At 61.4% G+C, this 17,777-nt stretch carries 16 protein-coding genes; 3 read left to right on the plus strand and 13 right to left on the minus strand.

Annotation, left to right across the window (positions count from 1 at the left end; all coding sequences use genetic code 11):
- Window positions 1–200: 200 nt before the first annotated feature.
- From pyk to gcl, 5 genes are all read right to left on the minus strand, one after another.
- Window positions 201–1,616, minus strand: coding sequence for a pyruvate kinase (gene pyk / locus ACE4QZ_RS09905; protein ID WP_103462235.1), 1,416 nt, complete (start codon window positions 1,614–1,616; stop codon window positions 201–203).
- Window positions 1,613–2,887, minus strand: a complete 1,275-nt coding sequence (locus ACE4QZ_RS09910) for a glycerate kinase (RefSeq protein ID WP_021783004.1) — start codon at window positions 2,885–2,887, stop codon at window positions 1,613–1,615. The genes pyk and ACE4QZ_RS09910 overlap by 4 nt, the downstream gene beginning before the upstream one ends.
- 223 nt (window positions 2,888–3,110) lie before the next feature.
- Complete coding sequence (locus tag ACE4QZ_RS09915) at window positions 3,111–4,004, minus strand: 2-hydroxy-3-oxopropionate reductase (RefSeq protein WP_103462236.1); 894 nt, start codon at window positions 4,002–4,004, stop codon at window positions 3,111–3,113.
- A 180-nt stretch (window positions 4,005–4,184) separates the two neighbouring features.
- Window positions 4,185–4,967, minus strand: coding sequence for a hydroxypyruvate isomerase (gene hyi, locus ACE4QZ_RS09920; RefSeq protein ID WP_103444721.1), 783 nt, complete (start codon window positions 4,965–4,967; stop codon window positions 4,185–4,187).
- A 54-nt stretch (window positions 4,968–5,021) separates the two neighbouring features.
- Window positions 5,022–6,797, minus strand: a complete 1,776-nt coding sequence (gene gcl, locus ACE4QZ_RS09925) for a glyoxylate carboligase (protein WP_010955038.1) — start codon at window positions 6,795–6,797, stop codon at window positions 5,022–5,024.
- A 257-nt stretch (window positions 6,798–7,054) separates the two neighbouring features.
- Here gcl and ACE4QZ_RS09930 point away from each other — a divergent pair, with 257 nt between their 5' ends.
- Window positions 7,055–7,495 carry a GlcG/HbpS family heme-binding protein gene (locus ACE4QZ_RS09930; protein WP_010955037.1) on the plus strand — a complete coding sequence of 147 codons (441 nt, stop codon included), beginning with the start codon at window positions 7,055–7,057 and terminating at the stop codon, window positions 7,493–7,495.
- A gap of 122 nt (window positions 7,496–7,617) precedes the next feature.
- On the opposite strand, the gene ACE4QZ_RS09935 is transcribed toward ACE4QZ_RS09930, so the two are convergent.
- Complete coding sequence (locus ACE4QZ_RS09935) at window positions 7,618–8,229, minus strand: TetR/AcrR family transcriptional regulator (RefSeq protein WP_021783008.1); 612 nt, start codon at window positions 8,227–8,229, stop codon at window positions 7,618–7,620.
- 131 nt (window positions 8,230–8,360) lie between these two features.
- On the opposite strand from ACE4QZ_RS09935, the gene ACE4QZ_RS09940 reads away from it, so the two are divergent.
- Entirely contained in the window at window positions 8,361–9,275 is a 915-nt protein-coding gene (locus ACE4QZ_RS09940) for a DUF808 domain-containing protein (RefSeq protein WP_103462237.1), read from the plus strand.
- A 139-nt stretch (window positions 9,276–9,414) separates the two neighbouring features.
- Here ACE4QZ_RS09940 and ACE4QZ_RS09945 read toward each other — a convergent pair whose 3' ends face one another.
- From ACE4QZ_RS09945 to puuE, 7 genes are all read right to left on the minus strand, one after another.
- Window positions 9,415–10,197: an outer membrane protein OmpK gene (locus ACE4QZ_RS09945; protein WP_021783010.1), complete on the minus strand. Its 783-nt coding sequence runs from the start codon at window positions 10,195–10,197 to the stop codon at window positions 9,415–9,417.
- A gap of 353 nt (window positions 10,198–10,550) precedes the next feature.
- Window positions 10,551–11,336, minus strand: a complete 786-nt coding sequence (locus ACE4QZ_RS09950) for an outer membrane protein OmpK (RefSeq protein ID WP_021783011.1) — start codon at window positions 11,334–11,336, stop codon at window positions 10,551–10,553.
- 139 nt (window positions 11,337–11,475) lie between these two features.
- A complete protein-coding gene (locus tag ACE4QZ_RS09955; protein ID WP_021783012.1) occupies window positions 11,476–12,831 on the minus strand; it encodes a nucleobase:cation symporter-2 family protein in 1,356 nt (451 codons plus the stop codon).
- 184 nt (window positions 12,832–13,015) lie between these two features.
- Window positions 13,016–14,341, minus strand: coding sequence for a urate hydroxylase PuuD (locus tag ACE4QZ_RS09960; protein WP_103462238.1), 1,326 nt, complete (start codon window positions 14,339–14,341; stop codon window positions 13,016–13,018).
- 44 nt (window positions 14,342–14,385) lie between these two features.
- On the minus strand, window positions 14,386–14,889 hold the full coding sequence (locus tag ACE4QZ_RS09965; protein WP_003254333.1) for an ureidoglycolate lyase: 504 nt from the start codon (window positions 14,887–14,889) through the stop codon (window positions 14,386–14,388).
- Between the two features lie 49 nt (window positions 14,890–14,938).
- On the minus strand, window positions 14,939–15,454 hold the full coding sequence (gene uraD, locus ACE4QZ_RS09970) for a 2-oxo-4-hydroxy-4-carboxy-5-ureidoimidazoline decarboxylase (RefSeq protein WP_103462239.1): 516 nt from the start codon (window positions 15,452–15,454) through the stop codon (window positions 14,939–14,941).
- Window positions 15,454–16,380 (minus strand): allantoinase PuuE, encoded by a 927-nt coding sequence (gene puuE / locus ACE4QZ_RS09975; protein WP_021783015.1) that lies wholly within the window; start codon window positions 16,378–16,380, stop codon window positions 15,454–15,456. Before puuE ends, uraD begins: the two co-directional genes overlap by 1 nt.
- A 399-nt stretch (window positions 16,381–16,779) precedes the next feature.
- Here puuE and uraH point away from each other — a divergent pair, with 399 nt between their 5' ends.
- Entirely contained in the window at window positions 16,780–17,133 is a 354-nt protein-coding gene (gene uraH / locus ACE4QZ_RS09980; protein ID WP_021783016.1) for a hydroxyisourate hydrolase, read from the plus strand.
- Window positions 17,134–17,777 lie beyond the last annotated feature (644 nt).

Here is a 17,777-nt window from a genome sequence, read left to right on the forward strand (position 1 = left end):
AGTCAGTGAGGTTGATGGGGAGCGGTGGGCCTCTTTGGGCCTCGGTTTTCCGCGGTTGGGTAGAGCAGTATTCGGAGAGCGCTTTGCCCTCCAATCGCGATACAAGGCCGCTTCCACAGGGATCGCATTCCCTTGTGCCAGCGCCGCCCTGTGGAAGCGGCCTTGTGTCGCGAAAGGGGCGCAACGCGCCCCCGGCAATCTCAGATCAAAGTCTCGATCCGCAGCGTATTAGTCGATCCCGGCTTGCCGAAAGGTACACCGGCCGTGATCAGCAGCGTGTCGCCACGGCTGGCCATGCCTTGCGCCTGGGCAATCTCCAGGGCGGTGGAAACCACCTCGTCGACTTGACGCAGGCGGTCGTTGACCACCGAATGCACGCCCCAGGCCACGCTGAGGCGGCGCGCGGTGTTCAGGTTCGGCGTCAGGTTGAGGATCGGTGCCCGTGGCCGCTCACGTGCCGCGCGCAGGGTCGATGCACCCGACTCGCTGTAGTTGACCAGCACTGCCACCGGCAGGATGCCGCTGATACGGCGGATGGCGCAGCTGATGGCATCCGACACGGTCGCTTCGGCCTTTGGCCGGCCGACGTCGAGCTGGGCCTGGTAGTCCGGGCCGTTCTCAACCTGGCGGATGATCTTGCTCATCATCTGCACGGCTTCGAGCGGGTAGTCACCCGAGGCGGTTTCGGCCGACAGCATTACTGCATCGGCACCTTCGGCCACAGCGTTTGCCACGTCGGTGACTTCGGCACGGGTTGGCGCTGGCGAGAAACGCATCGACTCGAGCATCTGCGTGGCCACCACAACCGGCTTGCCCAGCTGGCGGCAGGTGCCGATGATGCGCTTCTGGATCTGCGGCACGCTTTCGGCCGGCACTTCCACGCCCAGGTCACCACGGGCCACCATGATCGCGTCTGCCAGTTCGGCGATGGCTTGCAGCTGTTCGACTGCCGATGGCTTCTCGATCTTGGCCATCAGGTAGGCGCGGTCGCCAATCAGCTGGCGCGCTTCAACGATGTCTTCAGGGCGCTGGACGAACGACAGGGCTACCCAGTCCACACCCAGCTCCAGGCCAAAGGCCAGGTCGCGGCGGTCTTTTTCGGTGAGCGGGGAGAGGTCGAGCACCGCTTGCGGTACGTTGACGCCCTTGCGGTCGGAAAGCTCGCCACCGTTCAGCACCTCGGTGTCGATGGCGTCGCTGTGCTTGGCGGTAACGCGCAGGCGCAGCTTGCCGTCGTCCAGCAGCAGGTCCATGCCGGGCTCAAGGGCGGCGATGATTTCGGGGTGCGGCAGGTTGACCCGGCGGCTGTCGCCCGGGGTCTTGTCCAGGTCCAGGCGCAGGGCCTGGCCGCGTTGCAGCTGCACTTTGCCTTCGGCAAAGCGGCCAACGCGCAGCTTCGGCCCTTGCAGGTCCATGAGGATACCCAGCGGGTAGTTCAGTTGCTGCTCGACTTCGCGGATCCACTGGTAGCGCAGGGCGTGGTCGGCATGCTCGCCATGGCTGAAGTTGAGGCGGAAGATGTTCACCCCGGCTTCGACCAGCTGGCGGATATCGTCGATGCCGTTGATCGCAGGGCCAAGGGTGGCGAGGATCTTTACTTTTTTATCTGGCGTCATGATTGGGCAGTCTCGAGGATCAGGATGGCGCGGAAGTCGTTGACGTTGGTGCGAGTCGGTTCGGTGACGATCAGCGCATCCAGCGCGGCGAAGTAGCCGTAGCCGTTGTTGTTGTCCAATTCGTCGCTGGCCGACAGGCCCAACGCTTCGGCGCGGTCGTAGCTGGCAGGGGTCATGAAGGCACCGGCGTTATCTTCCGAGCCATCGATGCCGTCGGTGTCACCGGCCAGGGCGTATACGCCCGGCAGGCCTTTCAGGCTTTCGGTGAGGCTGAGCAGGAACTCGGCGTTGCGCCCGCCACGGCCATTGCCGCGTACGGTCACGGTGGTTTCGCCACCCGACAGGATCACGCAGGGCGCCTTGAGCGGCTGGCCGTGCTGAACGATTTGTCGGGCGATACCGGCATGCACCTTGGCCACTTCGCGCGATTCGCCTTCGAGGTCGCCGAGGATCAGCGGGCTGAAACCGGCCTGACGGGCTTTGACGGCGGCGGCTTCGAGCGACTGCTGGGGTTTGGCGATCAACTGGAAGTGGCTGCGGGCCAAGGCCGGGTCGTCGGCCTTGACGGTTTCCGAGGCCGGGTTGTTCAGCCAGTCGATGACCGCTTTGGGCGCTTCGATGTTGTAGCGTTTGAGGATGGCCAGGGCGTCGGCCGAGGTGCTCGGGTCGGCCACTGTGGGGCCGGAGGCGATTACCGTAGCGAGGTCGCCCGGTACATCGGAAATGGCATAGGTGTAGACCGTGGCCGGCCAGCAGGCCTTGGCCAGGCGCCCGCCCTTGATCGCCGAGAGGTGCTTGCGCACGCAATTCATCTCGCCGATGGTGGCACCGGATTTCAGCAGCGCCTTGTTGATCTGCTGCTTGTCGGCCAAGGTCAGGCCTTCGGCAGGCAGGGCCAGCAGCGCCGAGCCACCGCCAGACAGCAGGAAGATGACGCGGTCGTCTTCGTTGAGGTTGCTGACCAGTTCCAGCACGCGCTTGGCCACAGCCAGGCCGGCAGCATCCGGGACCGGGTGGGCAGCTTCGACCACCTCGATCTTCTGGCAGTTGGCGCCGTGGCCGTAACGGGTCACGACCAGGCCGGAGACTTCGCCCTGCCAGCTTTTCTCGACCACTTCGGCCATGGCGGCTGCGGCCTTGCCGGCGCCGATGACGATAACCCGACCGCTGCGATCGGCGGGCAGGTAGGGTTCGAGGACTTGACGGGGGTGGGCGGCGGCGATGGCTGTGTCGAACAGCTCGCGGAGAAGTTTTTGCGGATCGACCGACATGGCAGGCTCCCAATTATTGTTGTTCTACAGAATCAAAAACGCCCCTGGAACTGCCTCCGTGCAGGCCGAACCAGGGGCGGGTGTTGCTCGGTATCGCTGGCTGATCTGTGGTCGCAGGTCAGGCGGCGTTTGCTTCATCGCGAGCTACGCTCGCTCCTGCGGGCTTTGTGCTGATCCAGTAGGAGCGAGCGTAGCTCGCGATGAGGCTGGTAAGGCTTACACGTTATTTATCGCCGCGGATCGAGAAGTTGGCCATGTGCTCCAGGCCTTTGATCAGCGCCGAGTGGTCCCAGTTGCCGCCGCCCAGGGCCTGGCAGGTGTTGAACACTTGCTGGGCATTGGAGGTATTGGGCAGGTTGATGCCCAGCTCCTTGGCGCCTTGCAGGGCCAGGTTCAGGTCCTTCTGGTGCAGGTTGATGCGGAAGCCTGGGTCGAAGGTGCCCTTGATCATGCGCTCGGCGTGCACTTCGAGGATTTTCGACGAGGCGAAGCCGCCCATCAGTGCTTCACGCACCTTGGCCGGGTCTGCACCGTTCTTGGCGGCGAACAGCAATGCTTCGCTGACGGCCTGGATGTTCAGGGCGACAATGATCTGGTTGGCGACCTTGGCGGTCTGGCCGTCACCGTTGCCACCGACGCGGGTGATGTTCTTGCCCATGGCTTCGAACAGCGGCAGGGTGCGCTCGAAGGCGTTCGGGCAGCCACCGACCATGATGCTCAGGGTCGCAGCCTTGGCACCGACTTCACCACCGGATACAGGAGCGTCCAGGTACGCAGCGCCGGTTGCCTTGATTTTCTCGGCGAACACTTTGGTAGCGGTTGGCGAGATCGAGCTCATGTCGATCACCACCTTGTTCGGGCCGACGCCTTCGGCCACGCCGTTTTCACCGAACAGTACGCTCTCGACCTGCGGGGTGTCGGGGACCATGACGATGATGAATTCGGCTTCCTGGGCAACCTCTTTCGGGTTGGCCAGGGCCACTGCACCGGCAGCGATCAGGTCGGCTGGCGCGGCATCGTGGTGGGTGGAAATGAACAGGCTGTGACCTGCCTTCTGCAGGTTCTGGGCCATGGGCTTGCCCATGATGCCGGTGCCGATGAAACCGATTTTAGCCATGAGAGATTACCTCGTTGTAGTTGTTGAATCTCGATGGAGCAGGCTGCACAGGCCCGTTGTTGGACACAGAATTCTGTGGGAGCGGGTTTACCCGCGAAAGCGGCAGTGAAGCCAACGTCGCATTCGCGGGCAAACCCGCTCCTACAGGGTCAGGCATGTGTCACAGGACCTAGATCAGCCTCAGATTGCGTTATGGGTTTTCAACCAGCCCAGGCCCGCTTCGGTAGTGGTCTTGGGCTTGTACTCCGCGCCCACCCAGCCCTGGTAGCCAATCCGGTCCAGGTGCTCGAACAGGAAGCGGTAGTTGATCTCGCCGGTACCTGGTTCGTTGCGGCCTGGGTTGTCGGCCAGCTGGATGTGGTTGATCACTTTCAGGTTGGCTTCCATGGTGCGAGCCAGGTCACCTTCCATGATCTGCATGTGGTAGATGTCGTACTGCAGGAACAGGTTGTCGCTGCCCACCTCGGCCTGGATTTCCAGCGCCTGTTGGGTGGTGTTCAGGTAGAAACCGGGGATATCGCGGGTGTTGATCATTTCCATGACCAGGCGGATCCCGGCGGCCTTGAGCTTGTCAGCGGCGTAGCGCAGGTTCTCGACAAAGGTCTTGCGCACGGTGGCGCAGTCCGGGCCTTGTGGGCGGATGCCGGCCAGGGCGTTGACCTGGGTGTTGCCCAGGACCTTGGCGTATTCGATGGCTTTGTCGACACCGGCGCGGAATTCTTCGATGCGGTCGGGGTGGCAGGTGATACCGCGCTCACCTTTGGCCCAGTCGCCGGCCGGCAGGTTGAACAGCACCTGGGTCAGGCCGTTGGCCTCCAGCTGCTGCTTGATGTCGGCAGCGCTGAAGTCGTACGGGAACAGGTATTCGACGCCGCTGAAACCAGCATCGGCGGCAGCCTTGAAGCGGGCCAGGAAGTCCTGTTCGGTGAACAGCATGGACAGGTTGGCAGCGAAGCGAGGCATGAGTTGTCTCCTTGCGATGAAGGCCCCCAGGGCGTGCCTGGGGGCGTCAGGCGATCAGTCCAGCAGCGAGATGGCGGTTGGCGCGTCGTTGCCGACCAGGGCCAGGTCTTCGAACTCGTTGACCGCGTTGATCTCGGTGCCCATGGAAATGTTGGTCACACGCTCGAGAATCACTTCAACCACCACCGGCACGCGGAACTCTTCGGCCATCTTCTGTGCCTTGATCAGGGCAGGGGCGATTTCTGCTGGCTCGAACACACGGATGGCCTTGCAACCCAGGCCTTCGACCACAGCGACGTGATCGACACCGTAGGTGGCAGCGTCGGTCGAGTTGATGTTCTCGAACGCCAGTTGTACACAGTAATCCATGTCGAAGCCACGCTGCGCCTGGCGGATCAGGCCCAGGTAGGCGTTGTTCACCAGTACGTGGACGTACGGCAGGTTGAACTGCGCACCTACCGCCAGTTCTTCGATCATGAACTGGAAGTCGTAGTCACCCGACAGCGCGACAACCTTGCGCTTGGGATCGGCTTTGACCACGCCCAGCGCGGCAGGGATGGTCCAGCCCAGCGGGCCGGCCTGGCCGCAGTTGATCCAGTGGCGAGGCTTGTACACATGCAGGAACTGTGCGCCGGCAATCTGCGACAGACCGATGGTGCTGACGTAGCAGGTGTCCTTGCCGAATACCTGGTTCATTTCTTCGTAGACGCGCTGCGGCTTGACCGGCACGTTGTCGAAGTGGGTCTTGCGCTGCAGGCTCGACTTGCGCTCCTGGCACTCTTCCAGCCAGGCCTTGCGGCACTTGAGCTTACCGGCGGCTTTCCACTCGCGGGCCACTTCCAGGAACACGTCCAGTGCCTTGCCAGCATCGGAAACAATGCCCAGGTCCGGGGTGAACACGCGGCCGATCTGGGTCGGTTCGATGTCGACGTGTACGAACTTGCGGCCTTCGGTGTAGACATCGACGGAACCGGTGTGGCGGTTGGCCCAGCGGTTACCGATACCGAATACCAGGTCGGACTTCAGCAGGGTTGCGTTGCCATAGCGGTGCGAGGTCTGCAGGCCGACCATACCAACCATCTGTGCGTGGTCGTCCGGGATGGTGCCCCAGCCCATCAGGGTCGGGATTACCGGTACGCCGGTCAGTTCGGCGAATTCGACCAGCTTGTCGCTGGCGTCGGCGTTGATGATGCCGCCACCGGCTACCAGCAGTGGGCGCTCGGCGTCATTGAGCAGGGCCAGGGCTTTTTCGGCCTGTACGCGAGTGGCGGACGGCTTGTGCACGGGCAGCGGTTCGTAGGCGTCGATGTCGAATTCGATTTCGGCCATCTGCACGTCGAACGGCAGGTCGATCAGCACCGGGCCTGGGCGGCCGGTACGCATTTCGTAGAAGGCCTTCTGGAAGGCGTAAGGCACCTGGCCTGGCTCCAGAACGGTGGTCGCCCACTTGGTCACCGGCTTGACGATGTTGGTGATGTCGACAGCCTGGAAGTCTTCCTTGTGCAGGCGGGCACGTGGCGCCTGGCCAGTGATGCACAGAATCGGGATGGAGTCGGCCGAGGCACTGTACAGGCCGGTGACCATGTCGGTGCCGGCAGGGCCGGACGTGCCGATGCACACACCGATGTTGCCCGGGTTGGCGCGGGTGTAGCCCTCGGCCATGTGCGAGGCACCTTCGACGTGACGAGCGAGGACGTGATCGATGCCACCGACTTTCTTCAGGGCCGAATACAACGGGTTGATGGCAGCCCCCGGGATGCCGAACGCGGTATCTACACCTTCACGGCGCATGACCAGAACGGCTGCATCGATTGCTCTCATTTTGCTCATGGTTTGTGCCTCATCGATTTTGTAATTGTATACAACTTGCTTTGCGACAGAGTGTATTCACGCCTGGCGGCTCAGGTCAATGGGTTTTCATCGACTAAGCTGGCTTTCGTCAGAGCGCCCGTGAAAACGAGGGTTTGCGCCATCGCATACGATCGTTTCAAAATATTGTATACAAAAATATCTCTCGTTGTGTTCTATTTGTTCGATCGGTTTTCAACTGCCCTCAGGGCTTCTCACAACAAGAAGAGGACCTTTCCATGAACGTTCTGAACCTGAAAGTCGCTGTCAGCCTGGTAAATGCCGCGCTGGTGGCGGGCCGCAAGATCAATGCCGCGCCACTGACCGTGGCGGTGCTGGATGCCGGCGGGCACCTGCTGGCGCTGCAGCGTGAGGATGGCGCCAGCCTGATTCGTCCTGAGGTGGCCACTGGCAAAGCCTGGGGCGCGATTGCCCTGGGCAAGGGGTCGCGCTTGCTGGCGCTGGATGCGCAGCAGCGGCCGGCTTTTTTTGCCGCGCTGAACGGCATGGGTGAGCGGCCGGTGGTGCCGGCGCCAGGTGGGGTGCTGATTCGTGATCAGGACGGCAAGGTGCTGGGTGCCGTGGGGATCAGCGGTGATACCTCGGATATCGACGAGCAGTGTGCGATCAGTGCGATCGAGGAGGTGGGGTTGCGGGCAGATGCCGGGGTAGCGGCCTAAATCTCTATTGCCTGTTCTGGCCCATTCGCGGGCAAGCCCGCTCCCACAGTGACCCCACTACCTTCAGGCATGTGGTGATCCTGTGGGAGCGGGCTTGCCCGCGAATGGCCCTTCGGGATGGTTCAGGCTGCCTCAGGCTCACAACCTTTCAAGACCATACGAATGATGGTTTCGGCTGCCGCGTCATAATCACTGTCGGCCAGCTTGGCCTTGCCGGTCACCGCAGAAATCTGCCAGTCGAAGTCCGCATAGGTCTGGGTCGCCGCCCAGATGCTGAACATCAGGTGGTGCGCGTCCACATGGGCGATCTGCCCGCGGTCGATCCAGCGCTGGATGCACTCGATGTTGTGTCGGGCCTGCTCGTTCAACTGCTCTACCTGGTTCGCTGACAGGTGCGGCGCGCCATGCATGATCTCGCTGGCGAACACTTTGGACGCATGGGGCAGGTCACGCGAAATGCGAATCTTCGAACGAATGTACGAACTCAGCACTTCCTTCGGGTCGCCGTCTGCATTGAACGGCGTGGATGCCTGCATGATCGGCGCGATGATGCTTTCCAGGACCTCGCGGTAAAGGTTGTCCTTGGACTTGAAGTAGTAATACACGTTCGGCTTGGGCAGGCCGGCCTTGGCCGCGATATCGCTGGTCTTGGTGGCGGCGAAGCCCTTGTCGGCGAATTCCTCGCTGGCCGCGCGCAGGATCAATTCCTTGTTGCGCTCGCGAATGGTGCTCATGGTCAGGGATCTTCCTCGTGTCTGGCCACCTCTAAGGTGATCGGGCATGGTAGCACCGGGTTCGACGGGCGCTCAAGGCAGCGACTTTCGGCTAGACTCCGGCACATTCATTTCACTGGAAACAGGCAAACATGGCAGGAAGCAGTCTACTGGTACTGATCGACGACATCGCCACGCTGCTGGATGACGTCTCGCTAATGACCAAAGTCGCGGCGAAAAAGACTGCGGGTGTGCTGGGTGACGACCTGGCACTGAATGCTCAGCAGGTCACCGGCGTGCGCGCCGATCGCGAGTTGCCGGTGGTGTGGGCGGTGGCCAAAGGCTCGCTGCTGAACAAGGCCATTCTGGTGCCGGCGGCCCTGCTGATCAGCGCCTTCATCCCGTGGGCAGTAACGCCACTGCTGATGCTGGGCGGTGCGTACCTGTGCTTCGAGGGTTTCGAGAAGCTGGCGCACAAGTTTTTGCACAGCAAGGAAGAGGATGAGGCACAGCACACGGCGCGCAAGGAGGCCGTTGCCGATGCCAGCGTTGATCTGGTGGCTTTTGAAAAAGCCAAGATCAAGGGGGCGGTGCGTACCGACTTCATTCTGTCGGCGGAAATCATCGCCATTACCTTGGGGATCGTGGCTGACTCGCCGCTGACCCAGCAGATCATCGTGCTGTCGGGCATTGCGGTGGTGATGACCATTGGTGTGTATGGGTTGGTAGGCGGGATCGTCAAGCTTGATGACCTTGGGCTGTGGATGGCCCGCAAAACCTCCAGGCTGACTCAGGCAGTGGGTAACGGCATCCTGCGGGCGGCGCCGTACATGATGAAAAGCCTGTCGGTGATTGGTACTGCGGCGATGTTCCTGGTAGGCGGTGGGATCCTGGTGCATGGCATCGAGCCGCTGCATCATGCCATCGAGGCGTTCAGCGAAGGGCGTGGCGGGGCGCTTACCGGGGCGTTGCTCAACGCTGGGGTCGGGGTTGTGGCCGGTGCCATGGTGCTGGCGGTGGTCAGTGCTGCGGGGAAGTTGTGGCGGGCGCTCAGACCTGCCAATTGAGGCGCCTGGCCGGGGCTTTGCCCCGGTTCGCGGGTGAACCCGCTCCTACCAGGTACCGCGTTTGCCTTGCACCCGGCGCGTCCCCTGTAGGAGCGGGTTTACCCGCGAATGGGCCGCAAAGCGGCCCCGGTAACTCAGGTCAGAAGTGAACCTTGACCAGGAAGCTCATGGTGTTCTGGTCGGTAGTGAAAGCATCGCTGTCCTTGATGCCGTACTTGTTCTTCCAGTAGTCGTACTCCACACCCACATACAGCTGCTTTTCGCCCAGGTGCAGCGCTTTGCCCAGGTCGTACTTGATCTGCGGGTTGAAGTGCAGGTTGGCCTGGTAGGTGCCGCGGCGGTTCTCGTCGTTGTCCACCACCCAGTCCATGAAGCCGTCGATCAGCACGTCGGAATCGCCGACCGGAATGGTGTACGACCACACCGGGGTGATCTGCCACACGTTGTCGCCAGCGCGGCTGCCGTCGGTGGTGCGGTTGTAGAAGTTCAGCTGGAAGTAGTCGAAGCCCGGAATGGCCAGGTCGAAGCCCGGGCCGATCAGGTAAGACTCGGTGTCACCCTCGCCAAACTCGTAGGTCATCGCCAGCAGCACGTCCTTGACCGGGCCGAATTCCAGTTTCTGATCGAAGATCTTGCCGAACGACAGGCGTGGGCTGAACTCGCCATAGTAGGTGTTGGGGCCGTTGCTGGCGTCCTTCTTGCCTTGGTAGAAGATCTTGTCGACGAAGAAGAAGTTATCGCCGTACTTCCACGCGTCGGCGTGCTCGAAGGTGAATGTTTGCTGGGTCTCGGGGTTGACCTTGAAGTTCTTGCCCCACAGGTAGGTCAGGCTGTTGTTCTGCCATTGCAGCAGGTCGCCGCCGAAGGTGGTGCCGCAGGCCAGCAGGCCGCCGGCGAGGATCAGGCTCTTGATAGTACGCATTGCGAGTGTCGCTCCCTTGATTGATCTGTTGTCAGCGCTCGGTGTCGGCGCTTTTTTTGTCTTTTGAGTCAGCTTTTTTCGATAGGCCACAGCTGTTTGGCAAGGGTTGGGCCAACTTTTCCGGGTTGGCAAAACCTTCCTGCTCGACTTCGTTCTGAACGGATGAAAAGGGTCTTTCAGGCTGGCAACACGTTGGCCAACCGCCCGAATTCATTGACTGAGCGGTCAGTAAACGCAGGCAGAATCCGTTCTGCCCTGATCGAGGGGGCGCGCAGATTACTGGCTTGCGCGCCGCGCCTCAAGTGCTCCGTCCTGGAGCAGAGTGGATCAAACCTGTGCGTTTGGTCAGCTTATCAGAAGTGGACCTTGACCAGCGCGCTGGCGACGCTCTGGTTACTTTCCAGGTTGCCGCGGCTGTCAATGCCGTACTTGTCTTTCCAGTAGCTGTATTCAAAGCCGACGTAGAGCTGCTTGGCGCCCAGGTTCAGCGCCTTGCCCAGGTCGTATTTGACCTGCGGGTTGAAGTGCAGGTTGGCGTGATAGGTGCCACGGCGGGTCTGGTCGTTGTCGGTAACCCAGTCCATGTAACCGTCGATCAGAATGTCTGACCGCCCCACGGGGATGGTGTACGACCAGCCGGGGGTAATTTGCCAGACGTTGTCACCGGGGCGGCTGCCTTCGGTGTTACGCACGTAGAAATTGAGGGTGAAATAGTTGAAGCCGGGGATGTTCAAGTCGAAGCCGGGGCCGATCAGGTAGGCCTCGTTGTCGCCTTCACCGCGCTCGTAGGTCATGGCCAGCAGCACATCCTTGATCGGACCGAAGGCAAGCTTGCGGTCGAAGATCTTGCCCAATGACAGGCGTGGGCTGAACTCGCCGTAGTAGGTGGTCACACCTTTGCCGGGGTCGGCCTTGCCGTTGTAGAAGATTTTGTCGACGAACATGAAGGTGTCGCCGTACTTCCATTTGTTGGCGTGCTCGAAGGTGATGGTCTGCTGGATATCAGGGTTGACCTTGAAGTCCTTGCCGTACAGGTAGGTCAGGCTTTCGCCGTGCCACTGCAGCCATTCGCCTGCGTGCGAGGGTAGGGTGGCCAGCAGGCTGCTGCCCAATAACAGGGACGTGGTGATGCGCTTCATGTTGTGATTCCCGGACTTATTGTTTTTGTTGGCGTTTTTTTGGCGCGCAGGCGCCCCGGGCGACCCATTCCGGCGGGTCGACGGCGTAGCGGTTACTGCAGAGGTGAATAAGGGGCGGCAATGCACCGCCCCCCTTGGCTCAATGCTGGTGACAGACGTCGTTGTGCATTGCGCGGTCGGCACCGCCAAGGATGTTGAACAGTACGTTCAACACCAGGGCACTGACCGTGGCCATGGCGATACCGCTGTGGGTGATGGGTTCCATCCACTGTGGCATCTGGGCAAAGAACTCCGGACGCACCACGGGGATCAACCCGAAGCCGACGCTCACGGCAACCAGCAGCTGGTTGCGGCGGTCGCCGATGTCCGCCTCCTGAAGAATCTTGATCCCGGTGGCAGTGACCATGCCGAACATGGCGATGGACGCGCCGCCCAGTACCGCAGGCGGGATCGAGGCAATCAGGAAGGCCGCTTTGGGCAGCAGGCTGAGCAGGATCAGCAGTGCACCGGCCACGATGGTGACATAGCGGCAGCGCACCCCGGTCATTTGCACCAGGCCGATGTTCTGGGCGAACGAGGAGTGGGTGAAGGTGTTGAAGAAGCCTGCAATGAACGACGCACCGGCATCGCACAGCAGGCCGCGACGCAGCATGCCAGGGGTTACTTCACGATCAGTCACCTTGCCCAAGGCCAGGAACATGCCGGTGGACTCGACGAAGATGATCACCACTACCAGGCACATGGACAGGATCGGCGCCAGGCTGAAGGTCGGCATGCCGAAGTGCAGCGGGGTGACCACCTGCAACCACGGTGCTTCATTCAGGCCCGACAGGTCGACCATGCCGATGGAGCCGGCCAGGATGTAGCCAAGGCCCATGCCCACCAGTACCGACACATTGACCCAGAAACCGCGCATGAAGCGGTTGATCAGCAGGATCACGGCCAGTACCAGGCCGGCCACCAGCAGGTAGATCGGCGAGCCGAACGTTTGAGCGTCCTGGCCGCCACCGGCCCAGTTGACTGCCACCGGGAACAGCGACAGGCCAATCGAGGTGATCACCGTACCAGTGACCAACGGTGGGAAGAAGCGGACAACCTTAGACATGAACGGCGCGATCAGCATGCCGAAGAACCCGGCAGCGATGGTCGCACCGAAGATCCCCTGCAGGCCCACGCCGGGCATGCCGGCCATGGCCACCATGCTGCCGACGGCGGCGAAACTGGCACCCATCATCACCGGCATGCGGATGCCCACCGGGCCGATACCGAACGACTGGATGATGGTAGCGACGCCAGCGACAAGCAGGTCGGCGTTGATCAGGAAAGCGACTTCTTCACGGGACAACCCGGCGGCCTGGCCGATGATCAACGGCACGGCGATCGCGCCACCGTACATCAGCAGAACGTGTTGCAGGCCAACCAGGAACAGTTGGAACAGGGGCAAGGGTTCTCGCGGCGGCGCAATGGGGATATACGCCTTGCGTGACTCGGACATGCAGCACCTCGAGTTTTGTTTTTATTCTCGGATCCAAGCGGCAGGCCTCATGCCTGCGCGCTCGATGCTTGCTTGTTGCGTTACACATGAAGCCTGAGGCCGGGGCTACCGGCCTCTTCGCGGGCAAGCCCGCTCCTACAGGGAATGGTGATTCCCTGAGGGCGGGTTGCCTGGCGAGGTGCTGTCAGTTGACCTGGGCGCCTTTGGCGATCCATTCACCGACGAGCTTGCGCTCTTCGGTGGTCATCTGGGTGATGTTGCCCAGCGGCATGATCTGGCTGGCAACCGCTTGCGCCTGAATGCGCGCGGCCTGGGCCTGGATCTGCTGCGGAGTGTCGAACATCACGCCGGCAGGAGCGGCGCTGAACAGTGGGCTGGTCGGCTTGGACGAGTGGCACACTGTGCAGCGTTCCTGGATGACATTGTGGATCTTGTCGAAGTCGCCACCGGCCTGGGCAGCGGCCTGGGCGGGAGCTTGTGCTGGTGCGGTGGGTGCTTCGGCAGCCTTTGCAGCGTCCTCGGCGCGCTGCTCGGCAGCGGTCTTGCCGCCTACCGCAGTTGCCGGCAGCGGCTGGTACTCGATCTTCGCTGCTGCTTGCTCAGGGCTTACGGCCATCGGTTTCGGGCCGGTAACGTAAGCCAGGCAGATCATCGCCAGAGCGCCGACGGGCAGGGTCCAGGCGTACTTGTTGCTGTCGTGGCGGGTGTTGAAGTAGTGGCGGATCAGAACCGCGGCTACTGCGATACCGGCCAGGATCAGCCAGTTGTACTGGCTACCGTAGGTGCTCGGGAAATGGTTGCTGATCATGATGAACAGCACCGGCAGGGTGAAGTAGTTGTTGTGACGCGAGCGCAGCAGGCCCTTGGCCGGCAGTACCGGGTCGGGCGTCTGGTTGTTCTCGATCGCCGCCACCAGCTGGCGTTGGGCCGGCATGATGATGCGGAACACGTTACCGACCATGATGGTGCCGATGATCGCGCCGGTGTGCAGGTATGCACCACGGCCGCTGAACACCAGGCTGAAGCCCCAGCAGGCCGCGATGATCAGCACGAACAGCACACCACCGAGCAGCGCTGGCTTCTTGCCCAGGGGCGAGTCGCACAGGAAGTCGTAGATGAACCAGCCAGCGATCAGCGAACCGATACCGATGGCCACGCCTTCGGCACCGCTCAGGGTGCTGCCAGGCGCCAGCAGGTACAGGGCCGGGTTCCAGTAGAACACCACGCACAGCAGGGCGATACCGGACATCCAGGTGAAGTAGGCTTCCCATTTGAACCAATGCAGGTTCTCGGGCATTTTCGGTGGGGCGAGCTTGTATTTCTCCAGGTGGTAGATACCACCGCCGTGAATCGCCCAGAGATCACCCGACAACCCATCGCGCGGGTTGCTTCGGTTCAGGTGGTTCTCCAGCCAGACGAAGTAGAACGATGCACCGATCCAGGCGACGCCGGTGATCATGTGAACCCAGCGAATGCTCAGGTTCAGCCATTCGTGAAGGTGTGCTTCCACAGTATGTACCTCTGCCAGTCACCGAGAAGATGACTGACCTTTTCTTATTGGTGGGGATTGAGGATCAGCATCTGTTCCTCGGTGAAGTAATGCTCATCGCAGTTGTTGCCAGAACCACTGCGATCAACCACCAGGAAATCATCCCGCTTTTCGATCGTCAGCACCGGGTGGTGCCAGACGCCGCGATGGTAATTAACGCCCTGCCTGCCATTACTGCGGAAGGCTCGGACCAAGCCTGATACAGGTGCATCGCCAACCGGCGCGACCACGATCAGAAAGGGGTTGCCGAGCAGCGGGATGAAAGCCTGGCTGCCCAGCGGATGGCGTTCCAGCATGCGCACGGTCAGCGGCATGTCCTGCGCGTCGGCGCGGAAGATGCTGATGATCGCCTTGTCTTCAGGCTCGGCGGTTTCGACCGTGGCGAGCTTGTGAAAGCGCATGGTCGAGCCGTTGTTGATCATGAAGTGGTCGCTGCCGTCGGTTTCGATCACGTCTCCGAACTGGGCGAAGGCTTCTTTGGTCAAGGGCTCGATCATCAGGGTGCGCATGCGGTTATCTCTTCTATTGTTCGTTTTCTGAATAAGGTTCGGCTGTTGCTTACAGCTGCAGCAGGCGGAACAGGGCGATCTGGTTGATCTGCGTCAGGGCTTCCTTGAATTCGGCATTGGCATCGTTGTGGATGCGCTTTTCAAAGGCGGCGAGAATCTGGTGCCGGTTGCTGCCCTTCACCGCCATGATGAACGGGAACTGGAACTTGGCTTTGTAGGCATCGTTCAGCTCGGTGAAGCGGGCGAACTCCTCGGCGGTGCACTGGTGAATGCCGGCGCCGGCCTGTTCGTTGGTGCTCGATTCTGTCAGCTCGCCCTGGATGGCTGCCTTGCCGGCCAGGTCCGGGTGAGCGTTGATCAGCGCCAGCTGGTCGGCGTGGTTGGCGCTGAGCAGGATGTCGCTCATGCGCTGGTGCAGTGCCTCGATCTCGTCCAGCTCGCCCAGTTGGCCCAGGTCATAGGCTTTTTCGGCAACCCACGGCGAGTGCTCGTAGATATCGGCGAAGGCCTTGACGAAGGCGTCACGGTCCAGGGCGGATGGTTTGAGGGTATTGAAGGCGGTCATCAGGCGTTCTCTTTCTTGTACGGGTGGGTGGTGTGCCAGTGGCGGGCGATATCCACGCGACGGGCGAACCAGACCTGGTCATGACTTTTTGCGTAATCGACGAAGCGCTTGAGTGCTGCCAGGCGTGCCGGGCGGCCGACCAGGCGGCAGTGCAGGCCGATGGAAAGCATTTTCGGTGCTTCGGCGCCTTCGGCGTACAGCACATCAAAGGCGTCTTTCAGGTACTGGAAGAACTGCTCGCCGCAGTTGAAGCCCTGTACCTGGGTGAAGCGCATGTCGTTGGTGTCCAGGGTGTAGGGGATCACCAGGTGCGGCTTGCCAGTGGGGTTGTTTGGCTCCCAGTAGGGCAGGTCGTCGTCGTAGGTGTCGCTGTCATAGAGGAAACCACCTTCCTCCATCACCAGGCGGCGGGTGTTCGGGCCGGTACGGCCGGTGTACCAGCCCAGCGGGCGCTCGCCAGTGAGTTCGGTGAGGATACGGATGGCTTCGAGCATGTGCTCGCGCTCTTGGGCCTCGTCCATGTTCTGGTAGTCGATCCAGCGGTAGCCGTGGCTGCAGATCTCGTGGCCGGCTTCGACCATGGCGCGGATCACGTCGGGGTGGCGCTGGGCGGCCATGGCCACGGCGAAGATGGTGAGTGGTACGCCGCTGTCCTTGAACAGCTTCAGCAGGCGCCATACACCGGCACGGCTGCCGTATTCATACAGCGACTCCATGCTCATGTTGCGCTGGCCCTGCAGTGGCTGGGCAGCGACCATCTCGGACAGGAAGGCTTCGGATTCCTTGTCACCGTGCAGGATGTTGCGCTCGCCACCTTCTTCGTAATTGAGGACGAAAGACAGCGCAATGCGGGCGTTACCCGGCCATTGCGGGTGAGGAGGGTTGTTGCCGTAACCGATCAGGTCGCGAGGGTAATCAGCGCTCACTGCAGTCTTCCTTCTTGTGCGTTAGTGCGGGGGGTGGGCGGGCCGCGTCGGTATGTCGCACCACCGGATGGGCTGATTGTATACAACTTCTGAAATCTTTTGTAAGCCTGTTTTTCCGCATTTCTTCCCTTTTGTCGCCTGACAGCGACCTGGAAATACAGTGCAAGAAACCTGCCTGTTTGGTCAGCTAATGAAGTTGGCATCGTTATGGTGCGTGTATTTGCGACCGATGGGTCGTTTATGGGCAGCAAATGGAGGCTGTGACGGAGGGGGATAAAAAATTGTGTACAATCTTGAGGCGGAATGTCTTAATAACGTCATTCCCGCCTGCCGCAGGCGCTATGCTGGTGCGATGGCTGAGTATTTTTTGCCCACAGATTGAACAAGAGGCGACACGCAATGGGACGTTTGACCACACACGTACTGGATGCCGCGCATGGCTGCCCGGGTAGCTCGATCAAGGTCGAGCTGTATCGCGTCGAAGGCCAGCAGCTGGAGCTGGTGAACACCGCCCTGACCAACAGCGATGGCCGCGTCGACGCGCCGCTGTTGCAGGGGGAAGATTACCGTACGGGTGTTTACCAGCTGCAGTTCAGCGCTGGTGATTACTACCGCGCCCGTGGCGTGCAACTGCCGGCCCAGGCGTTTCTGGATGTTGTTGTGCTGCGTTTTGGCATCGACGAGTCGCAGGAGCACTACCATGTGCCGCTGCTGATTTCGCCGTACAGCTATTCGACCTATCGTGGAAGCTAGTTGGTCGCTAGAAGAATCTTCGTAGGTCCTTTGGCCCGCTCTCACACTGGCGGGCTTTTTTTCGTCTGCAGGAAAGTGGTGTGTGATGTGGGGGCGCTCGATCTCCCAGGCGACGTACCTCTACCGCCATACCTTCAAGGCCACACCGCCCGGCATGACGTTGCGTAATGGCCGGGTGTGTTTGCCGTGGGTTTCAGGGGGTGGCAGAAATCGAGCGCCGCCCGCGCGGCGCATCGCGAGCTGCGCTCGCTCCTACGTTTGTTTCTGGCCAGTAACGCCTGTGGCAGGCGCGCGCGACCGCCTTGTTTGTACGGCGCGATATCGAGCCATGCGCCAAGGCGTTCGCGCGCAAATCCCACAGGAATGATTGGCCCGAAACAAACGTAGGAGCGAGCGCAGCTCGCGATGCGCCGCGCGGGCGGCGCTCGGTCTCCCAGGCGACGCACCTCTACCGCCATACAGGCGGCGCTCGATCTCCCAGGCGACGTACCTCTACCGCCATACGTTCAAGGCCACACCGCCCGGCATGACGTTGCGCAATGGCCGGGTGTGTTTGCCGTGGGTTTCAGGGGGTGGCAGAAATCGAGCGCCGCCCGCGCGGCGCATCGCGAGCTGCGCTCGCTCCTACGTTTGTTTCTGGCCAG

The organism is Pseudomonas sp. DCA-1, from assembly GCF_046523955.1.
Lineage (GTDB): Bacteria > Pseudomonadota > Gammaproteobacteria > Pseudomonadales > Pseudomonadaceae > Aquipseudomonas > Aquipseudomonas putida_Y.

What these genes read in the sequence shown, in the direction of transcription:
- pyk (WP_103462235.1), bottom strand. Translation starts at nt 1,616, where the DNA reads ATGACGCCAGATAAAAAAGTAAAGATCCTCGCCACCCTTGGCCCTGCG.
- ACE4QZ_RS09910 (WP_021783004.1), bottom strand. Translation starts at nt 2,887, where the DNA reads ATGTCGGTCGATCCGCAAAAACTTCTCCGCGAGCTGTTCGACACAGCC.
- ACE4QZ_RS09915 (WP_103462236.1), bottom strand. Translation starts at nt 4,004, where the DNA reads ATGGCTAAAATCGGTTTCATCGGCACCGGCATCATGGGCAAGCCCATG.
- hyi (WP_103444721.1), bottom strand. Translation starts at nt 4,967, where the DNA reads ATGCCTCGCTTCGCTGCCAACCTGTCCATGCTGTTCACCGAACAGGAC.
- gcl (WP_010955038.1), bottom strand. Translation starts at nt 6,797, where the DNA reads ATGAGCAAAATGAGAGCAATCGATGCAGCCGTTCTGGTCATGCGCCGT.
- ACE4QZ_RS09930 (WP_010955037.1), top strand. Translation starts at nt 7,055, where the DNA reads ATGAACGTTCTGAACCTGAAAGTCGCTGTCAGCCTGGTAAATGCCGCG.
- ACE4QZ_RS09935 (WP_021783008.1), bottom strand. Translation starts at nt 8,229, where the DNA reads ATGAGCACCATTCGCGAGCGCAACAAGGAATTGATCCTGCGCGCGGCC.
- ACE4QZ_RS09940 (WP_103462237.1), top strand. Translation starts at nt 8,361, where the DNA reads ATGGCAGGAAGCAGTCTACTGGTACTGATCGACGACATCGCCACGCTG.
- ACE4QZ_RS09945 (WP_021783010.1), bottom strand. Translation starts at nt 10,197, where the DNA reads ATGCGTACTATCAAGAGCCTGATCCTCGCCGGCGGCCTGCTGGCCTGC.
- ACE4QZ_RS09950 (WP_021783011.1), bottom strand. Translation starts at nt 11,336, where the DNA reads ATGAAGCGCATCACCACGTCCCTGTTATTGGGCAGCAGCCTGCTGGCC.
- ACE4QZ_RS09955 (WP_021783012.1), bottom strand. Translation starts at nt 12,831, where the DNA reads ATGTCCGAGTCACGCAAGGCGTATATCCCCATTGCGCCGCCGCGAGAA.
- ACE4QZ_RS09965 (WP_003254333.1), bottom strand. Translation starts at nt 14,889, where the DNA reads ATGCGCACCCTGATGATCGAGCCCTTGACCAAAGAAGCCTTCGCCCAG.
- uraD (WP_103462239.1), bottom strand. Translation starts at nt 15,454, where the DNA reads ATGACCGCCTTCAATACCCTCAAACCATCCGCCCTGGACCGTGACGCC.
- uraH (WP_021783016.1), top strand. Translation starts at nt 16,780, where the DNA reads ATGGGACGTTTGACCACACACGTACTGGATGCCGCGCATGGCTGCCCG.